The sequence below is a fragment of the Kribbella sp. NPDC051586 genome (assembly GCF_044453965.1).
In the GTDB taxonomy this organism is placed as follows: Bacteria; Actinomycetota; Actinomycetes; order Propionibacteriales; family Kribbellaceae; genus Kribbella.
The window spans coordinates 955,025-979,937 of record NZ_JBITDF010000001.1; the positions used below are offsets into that span (position 1 = coordinate 955,025).

24 protein-coding genes are annotated in these 24,913 nt (G+C 69.1%); 9 read left to right on the forward strand and 15 right to left on the reverse strand.

All coding sequences use genetic code 11. The annotated features are described in order from the left end of the window. Nucleotides 1-7: 7 nt before the first annotated feature. Nucleotides 8-715 (reverse strand): nucleotide exchange factor GrpE, encoded by a 708-nt coding sequence (gene grpE, locus ACIA58_RS04720; protein ID WP_396402223.1) that lies wholly within the window; start codon nucleotides 713-715, stop codon nucleotides 8-10. Continuing rightward, entirely contained in the window at nucleotides 712-2,574 is a 1,863-nt protein-coding gene (gene dnaK, locus ACIA58_RS04725) for a molecular chaperone DnaK (protein WP_396402224.1), read from the reverse strand. The genes grpE and dnaK overlap by 4 nt, the downstream gene beginning before the upstream one ends. A gap of 230 nt (nucleotides 2,575-2,804) precedes the next feature. On the opposite strand from dnaK, the gene ACIA58_RS04730 reads away from it, so the two are divergent. Both ACIA58_RS04730 and ACIA58_RS04735 read left to right on the forward strand, forming a co-directional pair. Continuing rightward, nucleotides 2,805-3,275 carry a GNAT family N-acetyltransferase gene (locus ACIA58_RS04730; protein ID WP_396402225.1) on the forward strand — a complete coding sequence of 157 codons (471 nt, stop codon included), beginning with the start codon at nucleotides 2,805-2,807 and terminating at the stop codon, nucleotides 3,273-3,275. Nucleotides 3,276-3,450: 175 nt separating this feature from the next. Further along, nucleotides 3,451-4,365 (forward strand): type IV toxin-antitoxin system AbiEi family antitoxin domain-containing protein, encoded by a 915-nt coding sequence (locus ACIA58_RS04735; RefSeq protein WP_396402226.1) that lies wholly within the window; start codon nucleotides 3,451-3,453, stop codon nucleotides 4,363-4,365. Nucleotides 4,366-4,381: 16 nt separating this feature from the next. Here the strand turns inward: ACIA58_RS04735 and hutI are convergent, their stop codons facing one another. The 9 genes from hutI to hutH form a co-directional block, all read right to left on the reverse strand. Continuing rightward, nucleotides 4,382-5,545: an imidazolonepropionase gene (gene hutI / locus ACIA58_RS04740; RefSeq protein ID WP_396402227.1), complete on the reverse strand. Its 1,164-nt coding sequence runs from the start codon at nucleotides 5,543-5,545 to the stop codon at nucleotides 4,382-4,384. After that, nucleotides 5,542-6,852 (reverse strand): formimidoylglutamate deiminase, encoded by a 1,311-nt coding sequence (locus ACIA58_RS04745; protein WP_396402228.1) that lies wholly within the window; start codon nucleotides 6,850-6,852, stop codon nucleotides 5,542-5,544. Before ACIA58_RS04745 ends, hutI begins: the two co-directional genes overlap by 4 nt. Beyond that, on the reverse strand, nucleotides 6,849-8,060 hold the full coding sequence (locus tag ACIA58_RS04750; RefSeq protein WP_396402229.1) for an allantoate amidohydrolase: 1,212 nt from the start codon (nucleotides 8,058-8,060) through the stop codon (nucleotides 6,849-6,851). Before ACIA58_RS04750 ends, ACIA58_RS04745 begins: the two co-directional genes overlap by 4 nt. Beyond that, the gene (locus ACIA58_RS04755; RefSeq protein ID WP_396402230.1) at nucleotides 8,057-8,980 is read right to left on the reverse strand and encodes an ABC transporter substrate-binding protein; all 924 of its coding nucleotides are present in this window, start codon (nucleotides 8,978-8,980) and stop codon (nucleotides 8,057-8,059) included. Before ACIA58_RS04755 ends, ACIA58_RS04750 begins: the two co-directional genes overlap by 4 nt. 79 nt (nucleotides 8,981-9,059) lie before the next feature. Then, nucleotides 9,060-9,710, reverse strand: a complete 651-nt coding sequence (locus ACIA58_RS04760) for an ABC transporter permease (RefSeq protein WP_396402231.1) — start codon at nucleotides 9,708-9,710, stop codon at nucleotides 9,060-9,062. Between the two features lies 1 nt (nucleotide 9,711). Continuing rightward, the gene (locus ACIA58_RS04765; RefSeq protein ID WP_396402232.1) at nucleotides 9,712-10,368 is read right to left on the reverse strand and encodes an ABC transporter permease; all 657 of its coding nucleotides are present in this window, start codon (nucleotides 10,366-10,368) and stop codon (nucleotides 9,712-9,714) included. Then, a complete protein-coding gene (locus ACIA58_RS04770) occupies nucleotides 10,365-11,363 on the reverse strand; it encodes an ABC transporter ATP-binding protein (protein ID WP_396402233.1) in 999 nt (332 codons plus the stop codon). Before ACIA58_RS04770 ends, ACIA58_RS04765 begins: the two co-directional genes overlap by 4 nt. A 135-nt stretch (nucleotides 11,364-11,498) precedes the next feature. Continuing rightward, nucleotides 11,499-13,154 carry a urocanate hydratase gene (gene hutU, locus ACIA58_RS04775; protein WP_396402234.1) on the reverse strand — a complete coding sequence of 552 codons (1,656 nt, stop codon included), beginning with the start codon at nucleotides 13,152-13,154 and terminating at the stop codon, nucleotides 11,499-11,501. 138 nt (nucleotides 13,155-13,292) lie between these two features. Further along, nucleotides 13,293-14,879, reverse strand: a complete 1,587-nt coding sequence (gene hutH, locus ACIA58_RS04780; protein ID WP_396402235.1) for a histidine ammonia-lyase — start codon at nucleotides 14,877-14,879, stop codon at nucleotides 13,293-13,295. Between the two features lie 62 nt (nucleotides 14,880-14,941). Between hutH and ACIA58_RS04785 the strand changes: the two genes are divergently transcribed. From ACIA58_RS04785 to ACIA58_RS04795, 3 genes are read left to right on the forward strand one after another with little or no spacing between them, the layout of a single operon-like run. Then, a complete protein-coding gene (locus ACIA58_RS04785) occupies nucleotides 14,942-15,838 on the forward strand; it encodes a GNAT family N-acetyltransferase (RefSeq protein WP_396402236.1) in 897 nt (298 codons plus the stop codon). Next, nucleotides 15,835-16,026, forward strand: a complete 192-nt coding sequence (locus tag ACIA58_RS04790; protein WP_396402237.1) for a hypothetical protein — start codon at nucleotides 15,835-15,837, stop codon at nucleotides 16,024-16,026. Before ACIA58_RS04785 ends, ACIA58_RS04790 begins: the two co-directional genes overlap by 4 nt. Nucleotides 16,027-16,050: 24 nt before the next feature. Then, entirely contained in the window at nucleotides 16,051-16,809 is a 759-nt protein-coding gene (locus ACIA58_RS04795; protein WP_396402238.1) for an IclR family transcriptional regulator, read from the forward strand. Between the two features lie 125 nt (nucleotides 16,810-16,934). On the opposite strand, the gene rpmG is transcribed toward ACIA58_RS04795, so the two are convergent. Next, entirely contained in the window at nucleotides 16,935-17,102 is a 168-nt protein-coding gene (gene rpmG, locus ACIA58_RS04800; RefSeq protein WP_130442702.1) for a 50S ribosomal protein L33, read from the reverse strand. Between the two features lie 125 nt (nucleotides 17,103-17,227). Between rpmG and ACIA58_RS04805 the strand changes: the two genes are divergently transcribed. The 4 genes from ACIA58_RS04805 to ACIA58_RS04820 all read left to right on the forward strand — a co-directional run bounded on the left by ACIA58_RS04805 (nucleotide 17,228) and on the right by ACIA58_RS04820 (nucleotide 20,682). Further along, entirely contained in the window at nucleotides 17,228-18,310 is a 1,083-nt protein-coding gene (locus ACIA58_RS04805) for a CobW family GTP-binding protein (protein ID WP_396402239.1), read from the forward strand. Continuing rightward, entirely contained in the window at nucleotides 18,307-18,552 is a 246-nt protein-coding gene (locus tag ACIA58_RS04810) for a type B 50S ribosomal protein L31 (protein ID WP_396402240.1), read from the forward strand. The genes ACIA58_RS04805 and ACIA58_RS04810 overlap by 4 nt, the downstream gene beginning before the upstream one ends. A 275-nt stretch (nucleotides 18,553-18,827) precedes the next feature. After that, nucleotides 18,828-19,076, forward strand: a complete 249-nt coding sequence (locus ACIA58_RS04815; RefSeq protein WP_396402241.1) for a hypothetical protein — start codon at nucleotides 18,828-18,830, stop codon at nucleotides 19,074-19,076. 181 nt (nucleotides 19,077-19,257) lie between these two features. Further along, complete coding sequence (locus tag ACIA58_RS04820) at nucleotides 19,258-20,682, forward strand: aromatic amino acid lyase (protein ID WP_396402242.1); 1,425 nt, start codon at nucleotides 19,258-19,260, stop codon at nucleotides 20,680-20,682. A gap of 90 nt (nucleotides 20,683-20,772) precedes the next feature. On the opposite strand, the gene ACIA58_RS04825 is transcribed toward ACIA58_RS04820, so the two are convergent. From ACIA58_RS04825 to ACIA58_RS04835, 3 genes are read right to left on the reverse strand one after another with little or no spacing between them, the layout of a single operon-like run. Further along, nucleotides 20,773-21,615: a hypothetical protein gene (locus ACIA58_RS04825; protein WP_396402243.1), complete on the reverse strand. Its 843-nt coding sequence runs from the start codon at nucleotides 21,613-21,615 to the stop codon at nucleotides 20,773-20,775. 53 nt (nucleotides 21,616-21,668) lie between these two features. Beyond that, entirely contained in the window at nucleotides 21,669-22,346 is a 678-nt protein-coding gene (locus ACIA58_RS04830; protein ID WP_329004249.1) for a response regulator, read from the reverse strand. Continuing rightward, on the reverse strand, nucleotides 22,343-24,904 hold the full coding sequence (locus ACIA58_RS04835) for a DUF4118 domain-containing protein (RefSeq protein ID WP_396402244.1): 2,562 nt from the start codon (nucleotides 24,902-24,904) through the stop codon (nucleotides 22,343-22,345). The genes ACIA58_RS04830 and ACIA58_RS04835 overlap by 4 nt, the downstream gene beginning before the upstream one ends. Nucleotides 24,905-24,913: the final 9 nt, after the last annotated feature.

Here is a 24,913-nt window from a genome sequence, read left to right on the forward strand (position 1 = left end):
GTGGTCGTTACTCCGCGGACCTGTCCGCGTCATCATCTGTGCTCTCCACCGGTACGTCGGCCTTGGCGGCGTCGGCCGGCAGTTGTTCGGTCGGCTCCGACACGGCCACCCGGGCCGCCCGCAGAACCCGCTCACCCAGCCGGTAGCCCGGCTGCATGATCATCGTCGCGGTCGGGCCGTCGACCTCGTCGGAGTAGTTGTGCAGCAGGGCCTCGTGGATCCGCGGGTCGAAGGTGTCGCCCTTCTCGCCGAACTTCACCAGGCCGAGCTTCTCGGTGACGCGCTCCAGCGATTCCGCGACCGCCTTGAACGCACCCTCGAGCTCACCCGCCTCGCGGGCCCGGCCGACGTCGTCGAGCGTCCCGAGCAGCTCGGTCAGCACGGAGCCGATGACGAGCTCACGCGACGCCTCCCGGTCCCGGTCGACGCGGCGCTTGTAGTTGACGTACTCGGCCTGCAGTCGCTGCAGGTCCGCCGTACGCTCCTTGAGCGCTTCGGTCAACAGGGCCTCCTGGGCGGACGGGCCGACCAGGTCGGACGGGTCCCTGGGCGGCTGTGCGCCCGGGGTGCCCGGCGTACCCGGCTGGGCGCCGGGCGCGGGGGCCGCTGAGTCAGCAGGCTCCCGCGCCGCGCCGGTGTCCGGGTCGATCCGGCGCTTGTCCCGGACGACGGGCTCGCCGTCGCCGAACTCGCTGCCAGTGGGTCGATCCGTCACTTGTCCTCCGTCTTGTCCTGCGGCCGGTCCTCGTCCACGATCTCGGCGTCGACGACGTCGTCGTCGTTGGTGCTGGTCGAGCTCTCGTCGGAGGTGCTCTCCTCCGAGGACCCGCCGGCGGCCTGGGCGTTCGCGTACATCGCGGCGCCCATCTTCTGGCTGGACTGGGCGAGCTTCTCCGACGCGGTCTTGATCGCCTCGGCGTCCTCACCCTCGAGGGCCTTCTTCAGCTCCGCGACGCCGTCCTTGACCTCGGTCTTGACGTCGTCGGGGACCTTGTCCTCGTTCTCCTGCAGGAACTTCTCGGTCTGGTAGACCAGACTCTCGGCCTGGTTCCGGTTCTCCACCGCCTCGCGGCGCTGGCGGTCCTCCTCGGCGTACTGCTCGGCGTCGCGGACCATCTGGTCGATGTCGGTCTTCGGCAGCGCGGAGCCGCCCGTGACCGTCATCCGCTGCTCCTTGCCGGTGGCCAGGTCCTTGGCGTTCACGTGCACGATGCCGTTCGCGTCGATGTCGAAGGTGACCTCGATCTGCGGCACGTTCCGCGGCGCCGGCGGCAGGCCGGTCAGCTCGAAGTTGCCGAGCGACTTGTTGTCGCGGGCCATCTCGCGCTCGCCCTGGTAGACCTGGATCATCACCGACGGCTGGTTGTCCTCGGCCGTGGTGAAGATCTCCGAGCCCTTGGTCGGGATCGTGGTGTTGCGCTCGATGATCTTGGTGAACACGCCGCCCTTGGTCTCGATACCCAGGCTCAGCGGGGTCACGTCGAGCAGCAGGACGTCCTTGACCTCACCCTTCAGCACACCGGCCTGCAGGGAGGCGCCGACCGCGACGACCTCGTCCGGGTTCACGCCCTTGTTCGGGTCCTTGCCACCGGTCAGCTCCTTGACCAGGTCGGCCACCGCGGGCATCCGGGTCGAACCGCCGACCAGGATCACGTGGTCGATCTTCGCCACGTCGATGCCGGCGTCCTTGATGACGGCCTTGAACGGCGCGCGGGCGCGCTCGAGCAGGTCGTTGGTCATCTTCTGGAACTCGGCCCGGGAGAGCTTCTCCTCCAGGTGCAGCGGGCCCGACTCGGTCAGGCTCAGGTACGGCAGGTGGATCGTCGTCTCGGCCGCGGCGGACAGCTCGATCTTGGCCTTCTCAGCGGCCTCGGTGAGGCGCTGCATGGCCATCTTGTCGCCGGACAGGTCGGTGCCGTTCTTGTTCTTGAACTGGGTCACCAGCCACTGGACGATCCGGTTGTCCCAGTCGTCACCACCGAGGTGGTTGTCACCGCTGGTCGCCTTCACCTCGAAGACGCCGTCGCCGATCTCCAGCAGCGACACGTCGAACGTGCCGCCACCGAGGTCGAAGACCAGGATGGTCTGCTCGGTGCCCTTGTCCAGGCCGTACGCGAGCGCGGCCGCGGTCGGCTCGTTGACGATCCGGTGCACCTTCAGGCCCGCGATCTCGCCGGCCTCCTTGGTCGCCTGGCGCTGCGCGTCGGAGAAGTACGCCGGCACGGTGATGACCGCGTCGGTGACCTGCTCCCCGAGGTACGCCTCGGCGTCCCGCTTCAGCTTCTGCAGCACGAACGCGCTGATCTGCTGCGGGGTGAACTTCTTGCCGTCGATGTCGACGTTCCAGCTCTCGCCCATGTGACGCTTCACCGAGCGGATGGTGCGGTCGACGTTCGTGGTGGCCTGGCGCTTCGCCACCTCGCCGACCAGGACCTCGCCGTTCTTGGCGAATGCCACCACCGAGGGCGTCGTGCGCGCTCCCTCGGCGTTGGGGATGACGGTGGGCTCGCCACCTTCCAGTACGGCGATGACGGAGTTCGTCGTACCGAGATCGATTCCGACCGCGCGGGCCATGCTTTACCTCCACGAAGTTGAGTGATGCAGACTCAATGTTGCCCGTTCGTCCGCCTCGGTTCAAATCCGTGACGCAACAAACTTGAGTTCACTGGACTCAACATTGCACATCGCCCAGGTCATTCCCAAGGCCGGCCCCGAATTTCGGGGTCCGGGCCAGGGTGCGGCCAGGGAGACCCCTCCCGGGGAAAGGTTTACCGTGCGACCCTGTCCCTGTGAAACTCCGCCCGATGACCCCCGCCGACTACGGCGCGGTCCTCGCGCTGAACTCGGCCGCCATAGGCCTGGTCGATCCGCTCGGCCCTGACCGCCTCGACTGGCTCCGCCTGATCGCCGCCCACGCCGCCGTCATCGACGTCGACGACGAGCCCGCGGGCTTCCTGCTCACCTTCACCCCCGGCTCGGCGTACGACGGCCTGGAGTTCGACTGGTTCACCCAGACCTACGCGGACCGCTTCCTCCTGATCGAGCGCATCGTGGTCGCGCCCGAACACCGCCGGGAGGGCATCGGGAGCCAGGTCTACCGAGCCATCGAGCGGGCCGCGAAGCCCTTCGACCGCGCCGTCGCCCGGGTCCGCTCCCACCCTCTCGACGCCTCCGGCCTGTCCTTCCACACCGCCCGCGGCTACACCGAGATAGCCAAACAACGCCTCCCCGAAGGCACCACCGCCGTCCTCCTCTCCAAAGAGCTGGCCGACTAGAGCCCCTGTCCACCAGCCCAGCCGCCATCCCGCCCCGGATCCCCAGGCCATCACAATCGGCGTCGGCGGCGGGTGTTGAGCGGAGCCAGGCGCGGCAGCGTGAATTGTGATGGCCTGGGGATCCGCCTGTGGATAGCGGAGCGCAGCGTCGGCCGGTTTCCGTCACGATCGAGACGTGTCCGAAGTAGCGGAGGTTGTCCGGCGACGAGGCGGGACTGCGACGTTCGGGCAGCTTCGCGCCATCGTGTCGCTGCGCGCCATTCGTACGGCGCTGGACCGCGGGGTCATCACGCGGATCGCGAAAGGGGTCTACGCACTGCCACCCGCGACGGATCCGCTTGCCACCGCGCGAGCGCAGGGCGGGGTCGTGTCACACCTGAGTGCAGCGGTATTGCACGGATTTGCCGTGCTCGACTTGCCGGACAAGCCGCAGGTCACTGTGCCGCGCGGTCAGCACCGGCGACTGAGCCCGCTGGACTGTCAACTCTTCTGGGCCGACCACGTGCCGTCCGACGGCGGCTGCACAGGCAAGCTGCGGACGGTACTGGACTGCGCACGAACTTTCCCGTTCGCGGCCGGGTTGTCCGTGGCCGACTCCGCACTTCGGCTCGGTGTAATCGACCGCTCCCAACTGGCGGTTGCCGCCGGCGAACTGGCCGGCCCGGGCAGCCGACGTGCGCGCCGCGTCGCCGCGGCCGCGGACGGCCGGTCCGAGTCACCGCTGGAGTCCGTCCTGCGCTCCCTGCTGATCGAGGCCGGTATCGACGGCTTCGAACCGCAGGTCGTGATCCGGGACGGCGCCTTCTCCGCCCGTGTCGATCTGGGCCATCGCGAACTCCTGCTCGCATTGGAGGCTGACAGCTTTGCCCACCACGGCACCCGGAACGCGCTCACGAGAGACTGCCGCCGGCACACCAACCTCACCATCCGCGGCTGGCGCCTGCTCCGCTTCTCCTGGGAGGACGTGATGTTCGACCCCGAGTGGGTCCTGGATGCCGTCTGCCAGGCGACGGCCGGATCTGCAGGCCATCACAATCCGCATGACATCGGGGTCGCGCGCGGGACGAGGCGGGCAGCGGGGCGATTGTGATGGGCTGGGGATCCGCTCAGACCGGCCGGCCGGCGATGAAGGTCTGACCAACTAAGGGGACGCCGGGGCGGTAGGAGAGGTGTAGGTGGGTGGGGGCGTTGAGGATGGCCAGGTCGGCGCGAGTGCCGGGGGTCAGGTGGCCTCGGTCGGGGAGGCGGAGGGAGGCGGCGCCGCCGGCGGTGGCGGACCAGAGGGCCTCGGCGGGGGTCATCTGCATCTCGCGGACGGCCAGGGCTATGCAGAAGGGCATGGAGGAGGAGTAGCCGGAGCCGGGGTTGCAGTCGGTGGCGAGGGCTACGGTGACGCCGGCGTCCAGGAGGCGGCGGGCGTTGGGGTACGGCGAGCGGGTGGAGAACTCGATCGCGGGCAGGAGGCCGGCGACGACACCCGAGGAGGCCAGGGCGTCGATGTCGGCGTCGGTCAGATAGGTGCAGTGGTCCGCCGCGGCGGCGCCTACCTCGCAGGCGAGTTGTACGCCGGGGCCCTCGCCGAGCTGGTTCGCGTGGACGCGGGGCTGGAGGCCGCGGGCGATTCCGGCTTGCAGGATCGCGCGGCCCTGGTCGGCGTCGAAGGCGCCGCGCTCGACGAAGACGTCGATCCACTTCGAGTGCTTGGCGGCCGCGTCGAGCATCGGGCCGGTCACCAGTGCCACGTAACCGGCTGGATCGTCGGCGTACTCCGCGGGCACCACATGCGCCCCGAGGTACGTCGTCTCGTCGGTGAACTGCCCCGCGATCTCCAGCGCCCGAGCCTCGTCCGCCGCCGTGAGCCCGTACCCGGACTTGATCTCGACCGTCGTGGTCCCCTGGCGTCGCATCTCGGTCACGAGGCGGGACACGTTCGCCGTCAGCTGCTCGTCGGTGGCCTCGCGCGTGGCTGCGACCGTGGTGCGGATGCCGCCGGCGGAGTACGGCGTACCTGTCATCCGGGCCGCGAACTCGTCGGCCCGGTCGCCCGCGAACACCAGGTGCGAATGCGAGTCGACGAACCCGGGGATGACCGCTCGCCCGCCGAGATCGAGCGCCCCGTCGGCCGCCGGCGCGTCGCGTCGTTGGCCGACCCAACCGATCTTGGCGCCGTCGATCACCAGCGCTGCGTCGTGGAGCTCACCGAGGACACCGCCGTGAGCTGGGTCGTTGGTCACCAGCGAGCTGATGTTCGTGAGGAGGAGTGAGGTCATCGGGTCACTGCCTCGATCGATTTGATCAGCTGCGTTGGGACATCCAACCGCATGTGCTTGCCGTTAGCAACCACATGATTGCCTGAGGCGACCACATCGGAGACGTCGGCAGCAGACGCCGCGAAGACTGCGGTCTCCAGGGCGCCGCCGGTGCCTGCGGTGCGGACTGTGTCGAGGCGGATGGCCACGAGATCCGCGCGAGCGCCTACCTCGATCACCCCCGCGTCCTCGAAGCCGATCGACCGGTGGCCGTCGACGGTCGCGGCCTTGAGGAGCTCGGGAGCCGACCAGTGGCCGCGCTCCTGGGACGCGAGCCGCTCGTCCAGCTCGACCGCTCGCATCTCCTCGAACAGGTCGATGACCGCGTGGCTGTCGGACCCGAGCGTCAGCGGCGAACCCGCGTCGCGCAGCTGCACCGACGGGCCGATGCCGTCGGCAAGGTCGCGCTCGGTGGTTGGGCAGAAGCAGGAGTACGTCGCGGAGCTCCCCAGCAGACCGACATCGACCGAGGTCAGATGTGTCGCGTGGACCGCGCTCGTCCGCCCGCTGAGGAACCCGGTCTCGTCGAGCATCTGAGCCGGCGTCCGTCCGTACGCCTCGAGGCAGGCTGCGTTCTCCGCGACCTGCTCGGACAGGTGAATATGGAGCGGTACGTCGGGGAACGCCGACGCGACCGCGCCGAGCTGATCCTGCGGCACGCCCCGCACTGAGTGGGCGGCCGCACCGATCACCACGTCATCGCCACCGGACAACTGCGCAACGCGGGAAGCCCACGCGGTCGCGTCGCCGTCGCTGAACCGTTGCTGCACCTCGCTCAGCGGCTGGTCGATGCCGCCGGCGACATAGCACGTGTCGAGCAGTGTGATCCGGAGGCCGACGTCGCGAGCGGCTGCGATCAGCGCCGAGCCCATCGCGTTCGGGTCGTCGTACCTGCGGCCGCCCGGCGCGTGGTGGAGATAGTGGAACTCGCCGACCGAGGTGATCCCGGCGAGCAGCATCTCGCCGTACACCGCGCGAGCGAGGTCGTAGTACGTGTCGGGGGTGAGGGCGGCGGCGACGGCGTACATCCGGTCGCGCCAGGTCCAGAAGGTCCCGCGCTCGGTCTGCGTCCGGCCGCGGAGCGCGCGATGGAACGCGTGGCTGTGACAGTTCGCCAGGCCCGGGACGACGAGGCCGTTGAGCACTGTCGCATCGCCGGGGGGCGCGTCCGGCTCGATCGAGGTGAAGCGACCGTCGGCCGTCGACACCAGGACGCCTCGCGCGAGGCCGGTCGGGAGGAGCGCGGTCTCACACCAGTACGACGTCACTTCGCGAGGTCCTTGAGTACGGCGGCCAGCGCGTCGACGCCCGCGAGACAGTCGTCCTGCTCGGCGTACTCGGCGGGAGAGTGGGAGATGCCGGTCGGGTTGCGGACGAACAGCATCGCGGTCGGGATGCCGGCGTCGGAGAACACCCCGGCGTCGTGACCGGCGCCGGTCGGCAGGACCGGAGCGCCGTCCAGTACGCCGACCAGCCGATCGCGCAGGCCGGTCGGGAAGTTGACGATCGGCGAGACCGATTCCGGGGTCACCTGGAGGGTTGTGCCGTCGCGTTCGGCGCGTTCGGTGGCCTGCTTGGTGATTGCCGCGAGCAACAGTTCGAGCGTCTGTGTGTCGGCGGCTCGCGCGTCGAGCCAGGCGGTGACCTGGGACGGTACGGCGTTGGTCCCGTTCGGCTCGACCGACAACCGGCCGAAGGTCGCGCGGGCGCCGGCCAGGCGGGCTTGTTTGTTGGCGGCGAGGGCGGTCATCGCGTAGGTGAGCATTGGGTCGTGGCGGTCCTCCATCAGCGTGGTGCCGGCATGGTTGGCCTCACCACCGAACGTGAACCGATACCGCCCATGCGGCCAGATCGAACTGGCCACACCCACAGGCGCCGTCAGCCCTCGGCCCTGCTCCACATGCAACTCGACAAACGTCCCCATCCGCCGGACCAGCGGCGAAGGCCCTACTCCGGACGGATCGATCCCCGCCTGCTCCAGCGCAACTGCCAGCGGTACACCGGTCCGGTCCGTCAGAGCCAGCGCCTTCTCGGCCGACAGCACGCCAGCCGCCACCCGAGAACCCAAACACGGCATCCCGAACCGCGAGCCTTCTTCTTCCACAAACGCACCCACCCCGATAGGCACGCTCGGCTCGAACCCCTCCGCCCGCAACCGATCAACAGCCGCCAGCGCAGACACCACCCCCAGAGGCCCATCAAAAGCCCCACCATCAATAACCGAGTCCAGATGGCTACCGGTCACCACCCCCGGGCGGGCAGCCGGCCCTCCGGCCGGCTCTCCGCGTGGTTCCCACCAGGCGACCAGGTTTCCTATGCCGTCGGATTCGACGGTTAGGCCGCGGGCGGCGCACTGGTCCAGGAACCAGTGCGTCGCCTCGCGTTCGGTGGGAGTCCAGCCGCCTCGGGTGTAACCGCCGGTTTCGGGGTTGCGGCCGATGGCGGACTGGTCGGCCCAGAGGGATTCGAAGCTCAAGACAGCGGGTTCTTCGACAGCCAGTCCTTGGCGACCGCGTCCGCGCTCTCCTTGCCGACGTCGATCCGCTTGACCAGGTCGGTCAGCGCATCCGTGGTCAGCTTGGCGTCGACCGCGTTCAGCGTGGCGACGACGTCGTCGGACTTGTGGTCGGTCCGGATCAGCGGAACGATGTTGTTCGGCGGCAGGATGTGCTCCGGGTCATCCAGCTGGACCCAGCCCTTGTCCTTGATGACCGCCTGAGTGGTGAACAGGTCGGTGACCTGGATGGTGTTGTCCTCGAGCGCCTTGATGCTCAGCGGACCACCGGCGTCGAGCGTCTTGTACTCCTTGAACTCGACGTCGTACTTCTCCTTCATGCCCTTCAGCCCGGCGGTCCGGACCTTGAACTCGGAGCTGCCACCGGCGACCAGGTTCTTGCCCTTCAGGTCGCCGATCGACTTCAGGCTGTACTTGTCCGCCGTCGCCTTGGTCACCACGATGGTGTCCTCGTCGGTGGCCGGCGACATCTCCAGGATCTCCAGGCCCGGCGTCAGCGCCTTCTTCAGCGCGTCGTACGCCTTCTGCGGGTCGGTCTCGGTCGAGTTCTTGTCGAAGTACGCCAGCGAGGCGCCGGTGTACTCCGGAACCAGGTCGACCGACCCGTCCTTGATCGCGGCCATGTAGGTCTCGCGGTTGCCGATGTTCGGCTTCTTCTTCACCTCGACGCCCTTGGCGGCCAGCGCCTGGCCGTAGATCTCCGCGATCAACTGGCTCTCGGAGAAGTCGGCGGACCCGACGGTGATGCTGCTCACCTTCGAGGGCGCCGGCGAGCTGCCGGCGTTGTCACTGCCGAGCTGGTCGCCCCCACCCCCACAACCAGCCAGGCCGAGCACCGCCACCCCGGCGATCGCAGTACGGATGAGTGTGGATCTCAACACGAGAGCCTCCAGTGTTCTCGTTCAGCCACCGGCCGGTGCCGATGGATGCATCTCAAGTTCAGCAGGTACGACGGACAATTCAGCCGATTTTCAGCCCTTCGGACACGGTGATCCTCCCGATCAGCGCGAAGACCGCGTCCAGGACGATCGCGAGCAGCGCCACCAGCAGCGCGCCGGTGAACATCTGCGGGAAGTCGCGGAGCTTCAGCCCGTCGACCACATAACGGCCGAGGCCGCCGAGCGACACCAGTGCGGCGATCGTCGCGGTCGAGACGATCTGCAGGGTGGCGCTCCGGATGCCGGAGATGATGAGCGGCAGCCCGATCGGGATCTCCACCTTGGTCAGGATCTCGCGTCCGGTCATCCCCATCCCCCGCGCGGCGTCGATCGTGGCCGGATCGACACCGGACAGACCGGCGTACGTCGAGGCCAGGATCGGCGGGATACCCAGCGCGACCAGCGCGATCAGCACCGGCAGGAAGCCGATCTGGTTGGTCAGCAGGACCGCGATCATCAGCAGGCCCAGGCTCGGCAGGGCCCGGGCCGCGTTGCCGAGGTTGATCGCCAGGAAGGCTCCGCGCCGGGTGTGCCCGATCCGCAATCCGATCGGTAGCGCGATGACCACGGAGAGTCCGAGGGCGGCGAACGTGTACCAGAGGTGCTGCAGGATCCGCGCCCAGATCCCCTCGTTGCCGGACCAGTTGAACGAGTCGGTCAGGTACTGCCACATGTCAGGCCACCTCCCCTACGGGCGTCGCAACCCGAGCCCAAGGAGTCAGTACCCGCTGCAACGACACCAGGATCAGGTCCGCGACCAGAGCCAGCGCCAGCGACAGCACGACCCCGACGACGACCGGCGTCAGGAAGTCCTTCTGGAAGCCGAGGGTGAACAGCTCGCCCAGACCGCCGATCCCGATGACGGCGCCGACGCTCACCATCGAGATGTTCGCGACCGTGACCACCCGCAGCCCGGTGAAGATCACCGGTACGGCGATGGGCAGGTCGACCGCGATCAGCCGGTGCATCGACCCGTACCCGACCGCGATCGCGGACTGCCGTACGTCGGGCGGCACGGAGCGCAGTCCGTCGATCACGTTCCGGATCAGCAGCGAGACCGTATAGATGGTCAGCGCGACGATGATGTTGATCGTCGACAGCACCTTGGTGCCGAGGACCGCCGGGATCACGATGAACAGCGCGATCGACGGCAGCGAGTACAGCAGGCCGCCGAACGCGATCAGCGGGTTCGCCAGCCAGGAGTACCGCGTGGCGACGTACCCCAACGGGACCGAGATGATCAGCCCGAGGATCACGGGAATGATCGCCAGGTAGATGTGCTCGCGCAGCTGTTCCCAGATCAGCCCGAGGTTGTCACCGATCCACGTCATGACCTGAGCGCCTCTGCAACCGTGGCCTGGTCGATGACGCCGACGGCGCGGCCCTCGTCGTCCACGCAGATGCCACATCCGGTGGGTGATGTCAGTACTGCGTCCAGCGCCGCGCGCAACGAATCGCCGCGCTTGAACACCGCGCCGAGCGGCAGCAGCTCGCCGGTCCCGTTCTTCCAGCCGACGGGTACGCCGTCCTTCAACGCGAGCTCGTCCGGCACCGGCTGCACCGGCAGCTCTTCGGGATGCACGAACGTAAGGGCCCGGTAACCGCGATCCTGTCCGACGAACCCGCGGACGAAGTCGTCGGCGGGCTCGCCGAGCAGCTCGGCCGGCGGCGCGAACTGGGCCAGCTTCCCGCCGACCTGCAGTACTGCGACGTTGTCGCCGAGCTTGATCGCCTCGTCGATGTCGTGGGTGACGAACACGATCGTCTTGCCGATGTCGCGCTGCAGCCGGAGCAACTCCTCCTGCAACTGGTGGCGCACGATCGGGTCGACCGCGCTGAACGGCTCGTCCATCAGCATGACCGCCGGATCGGCCGCCAGCGCCCGCGCGACGCCGACTCGTTGCTGCTGGCCACCGGACAGCTGGGCCGGGTACCGCTCGGCCAGCTTGATGTCCAGGCCGACGCGCTCGAGCAGCTCCATCGCCGTACCGTGCGCCTTGCGCTTGTCCCAGCCGAGCAGCTTCGGGACGGTCGCGACGTTGTCGACAACGGTCTTGTGCGGGAACAGGCCGGCGTTCTGGATCACGTACCCGATGCCCCGGCGCAGGGTGACCGCATCCTTGCCGTTGATGTCGTCGCCGTCGATCGAGATCGTCCCGCTGGTCCGCTCGATGGTGCGGTTGATCATCCGCAGCGACGTGGTCTTGCCGCACCCGGAGGGCCCGACGAACACGGTGATCTGGTTGCTCGGGATCCGCAGGGACAACTTGTCGACGGCGACGGTGCCGTCCGGGTACTGCTTGGTGACGTCCTCGAACTCGATCATGGCGCCCCTTCGCGCTCGTCGTCGGTCGCCCGAAAGACCCTAGCGGAACGACAGACCGAAACCACGCGGTCGCGCGGTTTCTCGCTCCTCGGAAATGTGCACCGTAGCACTACAGATTGCCACGGTCGCACACAGTTAGCTCTCCCGCATCGGGATCCGGACGTCCCGCTGGTCCGCAACCTCTACTGCCGTGTCGTAGCCGGCGTCGACGTGACGGATCACACCCATCGCCGGGTCGTTGGTGAGCACCCGCTCCAGCTTCTGCCGGGCCAGGTCGGTGCCGTCGGCAACGGACACCTGGCCGGCGTGGATGGACCGGCCGATGCCGACGCCGCCGCCGTGGTGGATCGACACCCAGGACGCGCCGCTGGCCACGTTCACCATCGCGTTCAGCAACGGCCAGTCCGCGATCGCGTCCGAGCCGTCGAGCATTCCTTCGGTCTCCCGGTACGGCGAAGCCACGCTGCCGGTGTCCAGGTGATCGCGACCGATCACGATCGGCGCCTCGAGCTCGCCGGAGGCAACCATGTCGTTGAACCGCACCCCGGCCTTGTCCCGCTCGCCCTGGCCGAGCCAGCAGATCCGGGCCGGCAGGCCCTGGAACGCGACCCGCTCGCCGGCCATCTTGATCCACCGGGTCAGGTGCTCGTTGTCCGGGAACAGATCCAGAACCGCCTGGTCCGTCCTCGCGATGTCGGCCGGGTTGCCGGACAGCGCGGCCCACCGGAACGGGCCCTTTCCCTCACAGAACAACGGCCGGATGTACGCCGGTACGAAACCGGGGAAGTCGAACGCGCGGTTGAAGCCCGCCTTCCGGGCCTCGTCGCGGATCGAGTTGCCGTAGTCGAACACCTCGGCGCCCGCGTCCTGGAACCCGACCATCGCGGCCACGTGCCGCGCCATCGAGGCCTGCGCGCGCTCGGTGAACCCGGCCGGGTCCTTCTCGCGGGCGGTCGTCCAGTCGTCGAAGTCGATGCCCACCGGCAGGTACATCAGCGGGTCGTGCGCCGAGGTCTGGTCGGTGACGATGTCGATCGGCGCACCCAGCTCCAGCAGCTCCGGCACCATCACCGCGGCGTTGCCCAGGACACCGATCGACAGCGGCCGGCGGGCCTTCTTGGCCTCCTCGGCCAACCGGAGCGCGTCGTCCAGGTCCTTCGCCCGTACGTCGAGGTAGCGGTGCTCGATCCGGCGGTCGATCCGGGACGAGTCGACGTCGATGCAGATCGCGACGCCGTCGTTCATCGTCACCGCCAGCGGCTGGGCGCCACCCATGCCGCCGAGCCCGGCGGTCAGCGTGATGGTGCCGGCCAGCGTGCCGCCGAAGCGCTTCTCGGCAACGGCGGCGAACGTCTCGTAGGTGCCCTGCAGGATCCCCTGCGTGCCGATGTAGATCCACGACCCGGCCGTCATCTGGCCGTACATCGTGAGCCCCATCGCCTCGAGCTTGCGGAACTCCTCCCAGGTGGCCCAGTCGCCGACCAGGTTGGAATTCGCGATCAGCACCCGCGGCGCCCACTCGTGCGTCTGCATCACGCCGACCGGGCGGCCGGACTGCACCAGCATGGTCTCGTCGTCCTTGAGGGTGGTCAGCGTGCGGACCATCGCGTCGAACGAGTTCCAGTCGCGGGCGGCCTTGCCGGAGCCGCCGTACACGACGAGTTCGTCGGGGTGCTCGGCGACCTCGGGGTCGAGGTTGTTCTGCAGCATCCGCAGCGCGGCCTCCTGCTGCCAGCCGCGGGCGGTCAGAGTCGTACCGCGGGGTGCGCGCACAGGACGGGGTCCGGACATGGGTGATCCAGCCTTTCTAGGAGGTGTCTGGTGGTTCCACGCCGTAGCGAGCAGGTGCTCGGCGCGTGCATCAGCGTGCTGGAGCGAGGTGTCGTGACGAGTGCCGCGCAGTAGGCGTGGGACCACCAGACACCTCCTTCAGTTCAGCGGACCGGTGACGGTCTCGGTGGCTTCGATGTAGGTGCCGTTGGCAACGAGTTGGACGGAGTGCTCGAGCTCGGGCGCCAGGTGGCGGTCCGTGCCGGGGCCCTCGACGTACCGACGCAACGCGTTGCGTGCGGCCGCGGTGGCCGGGGCCGGGTCGAGCGGGGCGCGCAGGTCCAGCGCGCGGGCGGCGGTGAGGATCTCGATCGCCAGCACGCGCTGCAGGCCGTCGACCGCCTTGCGCAGCTTGCGTGCGGCGGACCAGCCCATCGAGACGTGGTCCTCCTGCATCGCGCTGCTCGGGATCGAGTCGACGCTGGCGGGTACGGCGAGCCGTTTGAGCTCGGAGACGATCGCGGCCTGGGTGTACTGCGCGATCATGTGCCCGCTGTCCACGCCGGGATCGTCGGCCAGGAAAGCGTTCAGGCCGTGGTTGCGCGCGACGTCGAGGAAGCGGTCGGTACGGCGTTCGCTGATGCTGGCGAGGTCGGCCACCGCGATGGCGAGGAAGTCGAGCACGTACCCGACCGGGGCGCCGTGGAAGTTGCCGTTGGACTCGACACGGCCGTCTTTCAGCACTACGGGGTTGTCGATCGCAGCGGCGAGCTCGCGGTCGGCGACTGATGCGGCGTGGGCTGCTGTGTCGCGGGCGGCGCCGTGGACCTGCGGTGAGCACCTGAGCGAATAGGCGTCCTGGACGCGGTTACAGTCCGGACCTCGGTGGCTCGCGACGATCGCGCTGTCCTTGAGGATCGCGCGGAGGTTGGCGGCGGCCGCGGCCTGACCTGGATGCGGGCGGAGGGCCTGCAGGTCCTCGGCGAACACGCGGTCCGTACCGAGCTGGGCCTCGACGCTCATCGCGGCGGCAAGGTCGGCTGTCTTGAAGAGCCGGTCGAGATCGGCGAGCGCCAGGACCAGCATGCCGAGCATGCCGTCGGTCCCGTTGATCAGCGCCAGACCTTCCTTCTCCGCGAGCACGATCGGAGTGAGGCCCTTGCTCTGCAGGGCTTCGCCGGCGTCGCGGAGGTTGCCGTCGGCATCGCGGACCTTGCCTTCGCCGAGGATCGCGAGCGCGACGTGGGACAGCGGTGCGAGGTCGCCGGAGCAGCCGAGGCTGCCGTACTCGTGCACCACCGGAGTCAGGTGTGCGTTCAGCAGACCGGCGTACGCCTGGGCGGTCTCGACCTTCACACCCGTGCGGCCGGTGGCGAGGGTCGACAGCCTCAGCAGGGCGAGCGCGCGGACCACTTCGGTCTCCACCTCGGGACCGGAGCCGGCCGCGTGCGATCGGATCAGACTGCGCTGCAACTGGGCCCGCAACTCCGGCGCGATATGCCGGGTCGCGAGTGCGCCGAACCCGGTCGAGACGCCGTAATGCGGGGTGTCCGCATGGGCCAGCGCCTCGATCGCGGCGCGTGACTTCGCGATCTCTTCCAGGGCCTGGTCGTCGATCCGTACCTGCGCGCCGTACCGCGCGACCGCGACCACCTCGGCCGGGGTCAGCGGTCCAATGCCGACAATCACCGTGTCTTCCACCCGATCATTGGACCGCGCCGGGATGCTCCTCGACAGGAGCGGCATACCAGTTTCTGTCTCGAATCTGAGACGTCAGGTGTGGACCCGCGAACACATAGGGTCAAGCCATGGTGTTCGAGATCCGGCCGGCGCGGCCGGCGGACGCGGCCGGCGTCGCCCAGGTCTGGGCTGCCGTGATGCCGCATCTGGTGAAGTCGGCGCGGGCCATCGAGACCGAACTGCGAGGTGGCCAGAGCCGGGTGATCCTGCTCGCCGTGGACGGCCCGGACGTGGTCGGGTACTCCAACCTCTACCTACCCGACGCAGGCGTGACGGGGGCGCGGGTGCGGATCACGATCCAGGTGCCACCGTCGCAGCGCAAGCGCGGGATCGGCAGTGCCTTGCTGACCGGGATCTCCGCGGAGGCTGTCACCGCCGGGGCCGGCCGGTTGCTGGTCGCCGTGACCGACGACGACGACTCGAAGACGTTCGCGGACAAGCGCGGGTTCGTGCTGGGGCGGCGGATGAGCCATGCCGCCGCCGATCTGCGCGAGGCGCGCGAGCCGGTCGCGCCGCCGGCCGGGCTACGTCTGACCACCTTCGACGACCTCGGGCCGCGGCAGGTGTTCGACGCCGAGATCCAGGTGCGGGACGACGACCCGAGCGGGTTCTCCGGCGGACCGGCGTACGACGAATGGGTGAAGGTGTCGTGGAACAACCCGGACCTCCGGCGGGACCTGAGCTTCGCGGTGGTCGACGGTGACCGGGTGCTGTCGTTCGTCACCACGACCGCCGATCCGGACCGCGGGGTGATCTGGTCGAACCTGACCGGCACGATCCCGTCGGCCCGCGGGCGCGGACTGGCGAAGGTGGTGAAGTCACACGCGCTGGCCGCGGCCCGGGACGCCGGGTTCGTGACGGCATCGACCGGGAACGACGCCGGCAACGCCCCGATGCTGGCGGTCAACCAATGGCTCGGCTACCGGACGACATCCGGCGCGTGGACCGCGGAGAAGGCCCTGTGAAGCGACTCGCTATCTCTTTGCTGTTCTTTCTGGTGGTGTCGCTCGCGGTCGGATTCCTGCTCTCGGGCTCGGAGTTCCTCGACTGGGGCCTCGCCGGCGGGCTGTTCGCGATCGCGGTCGCGGGCGAGGGGTTCCGGTTCTGGTTGCGGCGCAGCCGCGCGAAGAAACGCGAATCGTCAGGGATCTAAGACCGCGCGGGTTACCCTGCCGTTGTGAGCGGCAACGTTCCCGCCTCGACCCGCACGCTGCGGGTGCTGACGTTCCTGGCCACCCAGCCCGGTCCGGTACCGATGGAGCGCATCGCCTCCGCGGTCGGCCTGCCGCGCTCGTCGACGTACCACTTGCTGCGGGCAATGATCGACGAGGGGTTCGTCGCCCATCTGCCCGAGGAGAAGCGGTACGGGCTCGGGGTGGCCGCCTTCGAGATCGGATCGGCGTACCTGCGGCACGATCCGCTGGAGCGATTGGCGCGGCCGTTGCTGGTGCAGCTGGTGCACGAGGTCGGGCAGACGGCGCACCTCGGCGTACTGCATGGGCGCGAGCTGGTCTATCTGCTCAAGGAGCAGCCGCCGCGGCCCGTCACGCTGGTGACGGATGTCGGCGTACGTCTCCCGGCGACGCTGACCGCGTCCGGACGCGCACTCCTCGCCGAGCTGCCGCCCGCTCAGGTCCGTGCTCTCTTTCCCACGCCGGAGTCCTTCGTCCGCCGGACCGACCACGGCCCGCAAACCCTGACCCAGCTCCGTCGCCTGCTCGCCGATGAGAAACGCCAGGGCTTCGCCGTCGAGGACTCCTTCATCACCCCCGGCATGGCATCCGTAGCGAGCGCCGCCGTAGACCACGCCGGCCATCCAGCCGCAGCCATCAGTGTCACCTTCCGCACAGACGCCGTACCACCCCCGGACCGCCCCCACCTGGCCCACAGAATCCGCCAGGCAGCCACCGCCCTAAGCCGCCGCCTCCACGGCTAATCTCCCGCCGGCTGGCGCTCGAGGGCAACCGTGGACACCAGACAGGGACCTCGAACATGGCATTGCTTGTTCAAGGTCCCCACCCGCCGCGACCTGGTCGAAGTTGAGGTGCGGGGTGCGGCCGCTCAGCGCTCTTCGCGGAAGTCGACGTGGGCCCGGGTCTTCGGGTCGTACTTGCGGATGATCAGCCGGTCGGGATTGTTCCGGCGGTTCTTGCGCGTTACATAGGTGAAGCCGGTGCCTGCGGTGCTGCGGAGCTTGATGATGGGGCGGAGGTCGTTGCGTTTGGCCATGCTGTCCTTTCCCGGATCACCTGGCGGGTGACCCTCACTCCCGGCAACGCCGGCCGGGTGGCGGCTATTCCGGCCGACAGGATACTTCGTAGCGATTATCGTTTTCGATAGCGACAGGAGAGTCGATGCTGCCGGTGACCTTGCTGACGGGGCTCGACGAGGGGCTCCGCGGCGCCGTCGCGGGGAAGCTGCTGGCTGCCGCCGGCCCGACCGGCGTCCTGGTGGAGTACGACGCGAGCGGCCTGAGCGCCGGCTCCGTCGTACGGATCGCCCGTACCTCGACCGGCGTGATCGACCGCGAGGTGATCACCATGGAGCACCCGTGCGTGTCCTGCGCGATGCGCGGTTCACTCGTCCAACTCCTGTCGAGCATCGGATCCGTCGATCGGTACCAAGTGGCGATCGTCAACGTCCCGGCCGCTGGTGACACGCAGGCGATCGCGACCCAGCTGGGGGCAGCCGACGATCTCCGCATCGACGCCGTCGTCACCACCGTCGACGCCGCCACCGTGGTCGCGGACCTCACCGGCGACGAGCTGATCCGGGACCGCGCCATCCCGACGGCGGTGGAGGACGGTCGCGCGATCGCCGAGGTCGTCGTCCGGCAGCTGGAGGCGGCGGACGCGGCGGTGCTCAACGGCGACGAACCAACCCAGCTGATCCAGGCGATCAATCCACGGCTGCTGATCAGGACCACGCCGGCTGACCTCCTCGGCGTACGCCTCCACACCCCCGGAAGCGCGGTGGAGCCCGGCTCGATCGCCGCGGCCGCGGCGGGCGAGGTGCCGACGCTGGTCTGGCAGTCGAACCGGCCGTTCCACCCCGAGCGGTTGTACGACGCCCTCGAGGACCTGGTCGCCGGATCCGCGCGCGGCCGCGGGACGATCTGGATAGCGACGCAGCACCGCAACCGGCTGAGCTGGGACAGCTTCGGCACGAACATCTCCATCGGCATCCTCGGCCCGTGGCTCGCCGACCTCCCCGCGGACCGCTGGCCGGCGGTCGGACAGCAGCACCAGGCGCGGTCCGCGCTCGAGTGGCATCCGGAGTACGGCGACCGCGCGTCGTACCTGTCGCTCACCGGACCGGGTCTGGATCCGCGGGAATTAACCGCCCGCCTGGACGGTTGTGTCCTGCGTGCGGACGAAGCGGTTCACCCCCTGACCGATCCGTTCGCCCCTTACTTGGAAGGAAGTACTGCAGCATGAAGAACGGCATTCACCCCGACTACCGCCGGGTCGTCTTCAGGGACAAGTCCGGCAACTTCAGCTTCCTCACCGGTTCGACCCGCGAGAGCAACGAGACCGTGGTCTGGCACGACGGGAACACCTACCCGGTCGTCGACGTCGAGATCTCGTCCGCGAGTCACCCGTTCTACACGGGCCAGCAGCGCGTGATGGACACCCAGGGCCGCGTGGAGAAGTTCAAGAAGCGCTACGGCAAGGCGTAGTCCCCGCCGCAAGGCCCGCCGCTCTTCGGGAGCGGCGGGCCTTTGCCTGCCTGCGCCCGTACGCGGACCCTGCCGCGATCTAGGCTCGGCGCCATGACGATCGGCGCCTACGAACTGCCCGGCGATTTCGTGATGCCGGAGGGCATCACGATGGGCTCGGACCGCGACCTCTTCTCGGCCAGCCGGACCGACGGAACCATCTACCGGTGCGACCTGGATGACGAGGTCGCAGAGATCTGGCTGCCGGGCGCGGCATCGAGGGCTATCTCAACGACGTGTGGGGGATCGGCGATCATGCCTACGCGACGGACTCGTCGCAGCCGGTGGTCTGGCGGTTCGATCTGCTCGACACCGAGGCGGCGCCGGAGCCGATCCACCTGAAGGACACCGGACCGAAGGTCTACCCGAACGGCACCGGCTCAACGCCGACGCCACCGCCGCCGTCCGGCTCGGCGAACACGTCGATCCACGCCTCGACACCCCGACCACCCTGGCCTCCGACGGCGACCGCCTGCTGGTCGTGAACGGCCAGTCGGCCAAGGGTGCTGCCGCCGCACCGCCCTTCCAGGTCATCGCACTCCCGATCCCCTGGCCCCGGTGACCCCGCAGTACGGCTGAGCAGGCCGGGACAAAGCGTCTCGGATCTCAGACGCCGACGGGTTCGAGGTACTTTGTGGCGCCGGTCACAGGTCGCACACTGTGCTGGTGGAGCCGATCGAAATTTCCGGGACGGGACTGACGCCGCTGGACGCGGTCTCACTCGGGCAACGGCGGACGCCGGTGCGGCTCTCCGACGAGACGCGGAAGCGGATGCAAGAGTCGGCGCAGGTGGTGGCCGAGGTGGCGGCGCGCCGGCCGGTGTACGGGCGGACCACCGGCGTCGGGGCCAACCGCGACATGCTCACGTCCGACCCGGAGCACGGCACCCGGTTGCTCGCGTCGCACTCGACGACCGGTACGACGTCGTACCCGCAGGATGTCGTCCGGCTCGGGCTGCTGATTCGCGTCAACCAGCTCGCCGCCGGCGGGTCGGGACTCGAACCGGCCGTGGCCGACGCGATCATCGGCCTGCTCAACGACGACAACCTGCCGGACCTGCACCGCGGCGGTGCGATCGGGACCGGAGACCTCGGTCCGCTCGCCGAACTCGGGCTCGCGCTCGGTGACGTCATCGAAGGCACCAGCGCACTTCCGCTGCTGTCCAGCAACGCGCTCACGCTCGCCGAGTGCTGCCTGGCGTACGTCGACGCGTCCACGCTGATCAACGTCGTACCGCTGGTCGGCGCCCTCACGCACGTCGCGCTGCGCGGCAACGCCGAGGTGTACGACGTACGCGTCCACGAGGCCCGTCCGCAGCCTGGACAGCTCCGCGTCGCCCGACGGATGCGGGAGCTGCTCGACGATCTGCCACTCAAACCAGCCCGCGTTCAGGACCCCTTCGGGCTCAGGGCCTTCGCGCAGGTCCTCGGCCCCGCCGTCGACCATTCAGATGCCCTAGGCAACAGTATTCGGATCGACATCAACGCCGCCGCGGAGAACCCGCTGGTGGCTGGTGACACCGTGCTGCACAACGGCAACTGGCACGCGATGCCGATCGCCCTGGCTCTGGACTCGCTCCGCCTCAGCCTGCACAGCGTCGCGACGCTGTCCACCACCCGCGTCGCGAACCTGGTCGACCCGGACTACACCGGTCTCAGCCGCTTCCTGGCCAGCGGGGCCGAGACGAGCTCGGGCGTGATGATGATCGAGTACGTCGCCCACGATGCGCTCGCCGCGGTCCGCTCGTCCGCACAGCCCGCCACCCTCGGTACGGCGACATTGTCGCGCGGCGCCGAACTGCACGCGAGCTTTGCACCACAGGCCGCCGCGCTGACGAAGCAGCTTCTGGACGCGCTCCGCGAAGTACTCGCCAGCGAACTGGTCACCGCCGTCCGCGCGATCCGCCTGGCCGGCCTGACGCCCGTCGATCTCGCACCCGCGGCGGTCGCGCCGTGGCTGGCCGACGCGCTCGCCGCCCTGCCGGACGACCTGGCCGACCGCTCGCTACGGGAGGACCTCGAGATCGCCCGCGGTCTCCTCACCCAATGGGGCGACCGCCAGGTCGAACACCCTGCCGAGTCCGGGAGTTAAGGACAGGAGATATCTGCCTCTGCCACGCTCAAGTCACTCCGCCGACGCACACTTCGGGGCACTACCTCCTGTCGTTAGAGCCGTCAGTAGCTAGAGGCGGTTGTAGGCCTTCAACGTCCGGAGCGCGCCGACGGTGACGATGCCGCGGTACTCCAGGGTGGCCGCGGGGCCGGGCGGCTCCCAGGTGATCGCCCAGCCGCCGTCGTCCTGCTGGTCTGCGATCAGGCGGTCGAGGTGGGCCTCGAGCTGGGCCTCGGTGAAGAGCTGCTTCCAGAAGCTGTCCGGCGTCGGTGCGAAGTTCAGCGGCGTCACGCCGTACGACGGATCGGCGGCGTCGGCCCGGTAGTTCGCGAGCTTGGGCACCCAGTCGCGGATGCGATCGAGGTCGACGTCACCGCTGTGCTCCAGGAACTCCAAGGCCTCGTGCATCCCGTGCGCGTCCTCGGGGAACCCCTTTGCCAGCTCGGCCGCGGACCAGGCACCGGCCTTGTCGCGCCACGGGTGCTCGACGCCCAGCTGGTGCAGCCGGCCGACCAGACCCGCCGTCGGGTTGATGTCGGGCTTGTAGGTCCACTCGGTCATGTGCGCCGCACGTGGGTAGTCCTCGATCGCCGGGCCGCAGAGCGGGACCGCTCCGTCAGTCGTGGCGGTCTGCTCGAGCCAGTCGACCGCCCGTCGGACCATCTCCTCGTCCCGGGCTCCGGCCGCGAGCAGTGTGTCGAACGCGACCTCCACGTCGAGCGGCAAGCTGTCCGGACACCGCTTGTCCGGCTCCAGCCCCCACCCGAAGCCCCCGTCGGCGTTCTGGAACCCGCGCAGCGCGTCCACCACACCCTGCGGATCAGCGCCCTCGAAAACCGTGGCGAACAGCCGACGCTCGAGCAGCCGAGCGTCCCGCCGTACAAAATCCCGACCTGCCGTGAAGATGTCCATGCCTTGAGCCTCCCGCAGATCGGGCCGACACGTCTTGAACGAAACGGACACGGTCAGGGTTCGAAGCGGTAGCCCATGCCGGGTTCGGTGAGGAGGTGTTTGGGGCGGGCGGGGTCGGGCTCGAGTTTGCGGCGGAGTTGGCCCATGTAGAAGCGGAGGTTGCCGCTGGCGGTTTCGTAGCCGGGCCCCCAGACCTCGGTCAGGAGTTGGCGTTGGGACATCAGCTTGCCCGGGTTGCGCACCAGGACCTCCAGCAGGTGCCACTCGGTCGGGGTGAGACGGATGTCCTCGCCGTTCTCGAGCGTCACCCGCTTCGCGGCGAGGTCAACGACGGCGCCGCCGACGGTCACCACCGGTTGGTCCTGGGCGATGTTGCTCCGGCGGAGTACGGCGCGCATGCGGGCCAGTAGCTCGTCGATCCCGAACGGCTTGGTCACGTAGTCGTCCGCACCGGCGTCCAGCGCCTCGACCTTGTCGGTCTGATCGGTCCGCCCGGACAGCACCAGGATCGGCGCATCGGTCCAGCCGCGCAGCCCCCGGATCACATCCACACCGTCGAAGTCCGGCAACCCGAGGTCGAGGATCACCAACTCCGGCGGATGCTGCGCGGCCACCTTCAACGCCGACGTACCCGTGCCGGCCAGATGCACCTCATACCCCCGCGCCTTCAGATTGATCTGCAACGCCCGCACAATCTGCGGCTCGTCATCCACAACCAAGACCCTGGTCACTCTTGCTCCGATCGTTCGCGGGCACCGGGGACCGGGGCGTCGGTCGGGCGGAGGGTGGCGGTGGGGACGGAGACCACCATGGTGAGGCCACCGCCGGGAGTGTCCTCGGGCTGGAGGGTGCCGTGCATCGCCTCGGCGAGGCCGCGGGCGAGCGCGAGTCCGAGTCCGACGCCGACCGTGTTGTCGGTGTCGCCCAGGCGCTGGAACGGCGCGAAGACCCGATCGCGGTCCTGTCGCGGGATGCCCGGCCCCCGGTCGATCACGCGGACCTCGACGATGTCGCCGAGCGCGCTTCCGGTGATCAGCGGCGGACGGCCGGGCGGCGAGTAGCGGATCGCGTTCGCCAGCAGGTTCGCCACGACGCGCTCCAGCAGCGCCGGGTCAGCCTCCACCAGCGGCAATGTGTGCGGGATGTCGACCGTCACCCGGTCGGCTTCGCCACCCAACTCGGCGAGGACACCGGGCAGGATCTCGTCCAGCGCCATCGGCCGCGTGAATACCGGCAGTACTCCGGCCTGTAGCCGACTGAGGTCCAGCAGGTTGTCCACCAACCGCGACAACCGATCCAGAGACTCGTCCGCCGTCTCCAACAGCTCCTCCCGCTCCGACTCACTCCACTCCACGTCGTCGCTACGCAGCGAAGTCACGGATGCCTTCGCCGATGCCAGCGGCGACCGCAGATCATGTCCGACCGCCCGCAACAACGCCGTACGCAGCTTGTCGGCCTCCGCGAGCGGCTTCGCCTCGGCGGCCGCCTCGCTCAGCCGGGCCCGGTCGACCAGCGCGGCGGCGTGGGCCGCGAACGCCCCGACCAGCCGACGCTCGTCCGCCTCCAGTTGATGTCCCTGCAGTACGAGGACCAGGTCGTCGCGCGCCGGGATCTCGGCGTCGGCCTCCTCCGGACGCGTGCAGGTCGGCGAACCGGCCGAGGCGAGCGGTCGCCAGACCTCGGTCAGCTCGTCGTCGTCCACGCGCTCCATCAGGCACGCGCCGGTCATCCCGAACGCCTCGCGCACCCGCTCGAGCAGCGCGGGCAGCGCGGTCTCGCCCCGCAGTACCGATCCGGCCAAGGTCGCCAACGTCTCCGACTCGGCGGCCGCCCGGGCCGCCTGTCTGGTACGGCGCGCCGCCCGGTCGACGACCGAACTCACCATCGCCGCGACCAGGATGAAGATCACCAGCGCCAGCGCGTTGTTCAGCTCGGCGATCGTGAACGTCCGCCTCGGCGGTGTGAAGAACCAGTTGAGCACCAGCGAGCCGCCGACCGCGGTGACCATCGCCGGCCACATGCCGCCGACCAGCGCGACCACCACGACCGCGAACAGGAACGCCAGCACGTTGCTCGTAAGGTTGAGCGTGTCACCGCCCAGTCCGAGGACCAGCGCCAGCACCGGCGGCAGCACCACCGCCAGCACGAAGCCCTGGATCCTCCGGCGCCGGGACAACGCACCACGCTGCCGCGGCAACCGGCCACGCCCCATCAGCGAATGCGTGACGAGGTGTACGTCGATGTCGCCGGAATCGCGGATCGTGGTGGCCCCGATCCCGGGGCCGGTGAACAGCGAGCCGATCCGCGACCGGCGACTGCCGCCGAGCACCAACTGGGTGGCGTTCTCGGCCTTCGCGAAGGTCAGCAGAGCGGCCGGGATGTCGTCACCGACGACCTGGTGATAGGTCCCACCGAGCTTCTCGACCAGGTTGCGTTGCTCCGCGAGCTTGCTCGGGTTCGCCCCGGTCAGGCCGTCGGAGCGCGCCACATGGACGGCGAGCAGGTCGCCGCCGGAGGACCGGGCGGCGATCCGAGCGGCGCGCCGGATCAGCGTTTCGCCTTCGGGGCCGCCGGTCAGCGCGACGACGACCCGTTCCCTGGCCTCCCAGGTCGAGTCGATGTCGTGCTCCTGGCGGTACTGCTGCAGGCCCGCATCCACCCGGTCGGCCAGCCAGAGCAACGCCAGCTCACGAAGGGCGGACAGGTTCCCGACCCGGAAGTAGTTGCCCAGGGCAGCGTCGATCTTGTCCGCGGCGTACACGTTGCCGTGCGCCATCCGGCGGCGCAGCGCCTCCGGTGTCATGTCGACCAGCTCGATCTGGTCCGCGGCCCGGACCACCCGGTCCGGGACCGTCTCCTGCTGCGGTACTCCGGTGATCTTCTCGACCACGTCGTTGATCGACTCGAGGTGCTGGATGTTGACCGCCGAGATCACGTCGATCCCGGCAGCCAGCAACTCCTCGATGTCCTGCCAGCGCTTCTCGTTCCGGCTGCCCGGGACGTTGGTGTGCGCCAGCTCGTCGACCAGCGCGACCTCCGGCCGCCGGGCCAGCACCGCGTCGAGGTCCAGCTCGGTGAAGCTCGCGCCGCGGTAGTCGATGATCCGCCGCGGCACGATCTCCAGCCCGCCGAGCATCTCGGCGGTGTGCTGCCGGCCGTGGGTCTCGACGAACCCCACGACCACATCGGTCCCCCGGGCGAGGCGCCGCTGCCCCTCGCCCAGCATCTTGTACGTCTTCCCGACACCGGGCGCGGCACCGAGATACACCCGCAGATGCCCGCGCTTCATACCTTCATA

Excerpts from the sequence above, each read along its gene's own strand:
- hutH (WP_396402235.1), bottom strand. The coding sequence starts at position 14,879 with ATGCCGCTCCTGTCGAGGAGCATCCCGGCGCGGTCCAATGATCGGGTG.
- hutU (WP_396402234.1), bottom strand. The coding sequence starts at position 13,154 with ATGTCCGGACCCCGTCCTGTGCGCGCACCCCGCGGTACGACTCTGACC.
- ACIA58_RS04810 (WP_396402240.1), top strand. The coding sequence starts at position 18,307 with ATGAAGAACGGCATTCACCCCGACTACCGCCGGGTCGTCTTCAGGGAC.
- rpmG (WP_130442702.1), bottom strand. The coding sequence starts at position 17,102 with ATGGCCAAACGCAACGACCTCCGCCCCATCATCAAGCTCCGCAGCACC.
- ACIA58_RS04730 (WP_396402225.1), top strand. The coding sequence starts at position 2,805 with ATGACCCCCGCCGACTACGGCGCGGTCCTCGCGCTGAACTCGGCCGCC.
- ACIA58_RS04805 (WP_396402239.1), top strand. The coding sequence starts at position 17,228 with ATGCTGCCGGTGACCTTGCTGACGGGGCTCGACGAGGGGCTCCGCGGC.
- dnaK (WP_396402224.1), bottom strand. The coding sequence starts at position 2,574 with ATGGCCCGCGCGGTCGGAATCGATCTCGGTACGACGAACTCCGTCATC.
- ACIA58_RS04835 (WP_396402244.1), bottom strand. The coding sequence starts at position 24,904 with ATGAAGCGCGGGCATCTGCGGGTGTATCTCGGTGCCGCGCCCGGTGTC.
- ACIA58_RS04825 (WP_396402243.1), bottom strand. The coding sequence starts at position 21,615 with ATGGACATCTTCACGGCAGGTCGGGATTTTGTACGGCGGGACGCTCGG.
- ACIA58_RS04770 (WP_396402233.1), bottom strand. The coding sequence starts at position 11,363 with ATGATCGAGTTCGAGGACGTCACCAAGCAGTACCCGGACGGCACCGTC.
- ACIA58_RS04760 (WP_396402231.1), bottom strand. The coding sequence starts at position 9,710 with ATGTGGCAGTACCTGACCGACTCGTTCAACTGGTCCGGCAACGAGGGG.
- ACIA58_RS04765 (WP_396402232.1), bottom strand. The coding sequence starts at position 10,368 with ATGACGTGGATCGGTGACAACCTCGGGCTGATCTGGGAACAGCTGCGC.
- hutI (WP_396402227.1), bottom strand. The coding sequence starts at position 5,545 with ATGACCTCACTCCTCCTCACGAACATCAGCTCGCTGGTGACCAACGAC.
- ACIA58_RS04785 (WP_396402236.1), top strand. The coding sequence starts at position 14,942 with ATGGTGTTCGAGATCCGGCCGGCGCGGCCGGCGGACGCGGCCGGCGTC.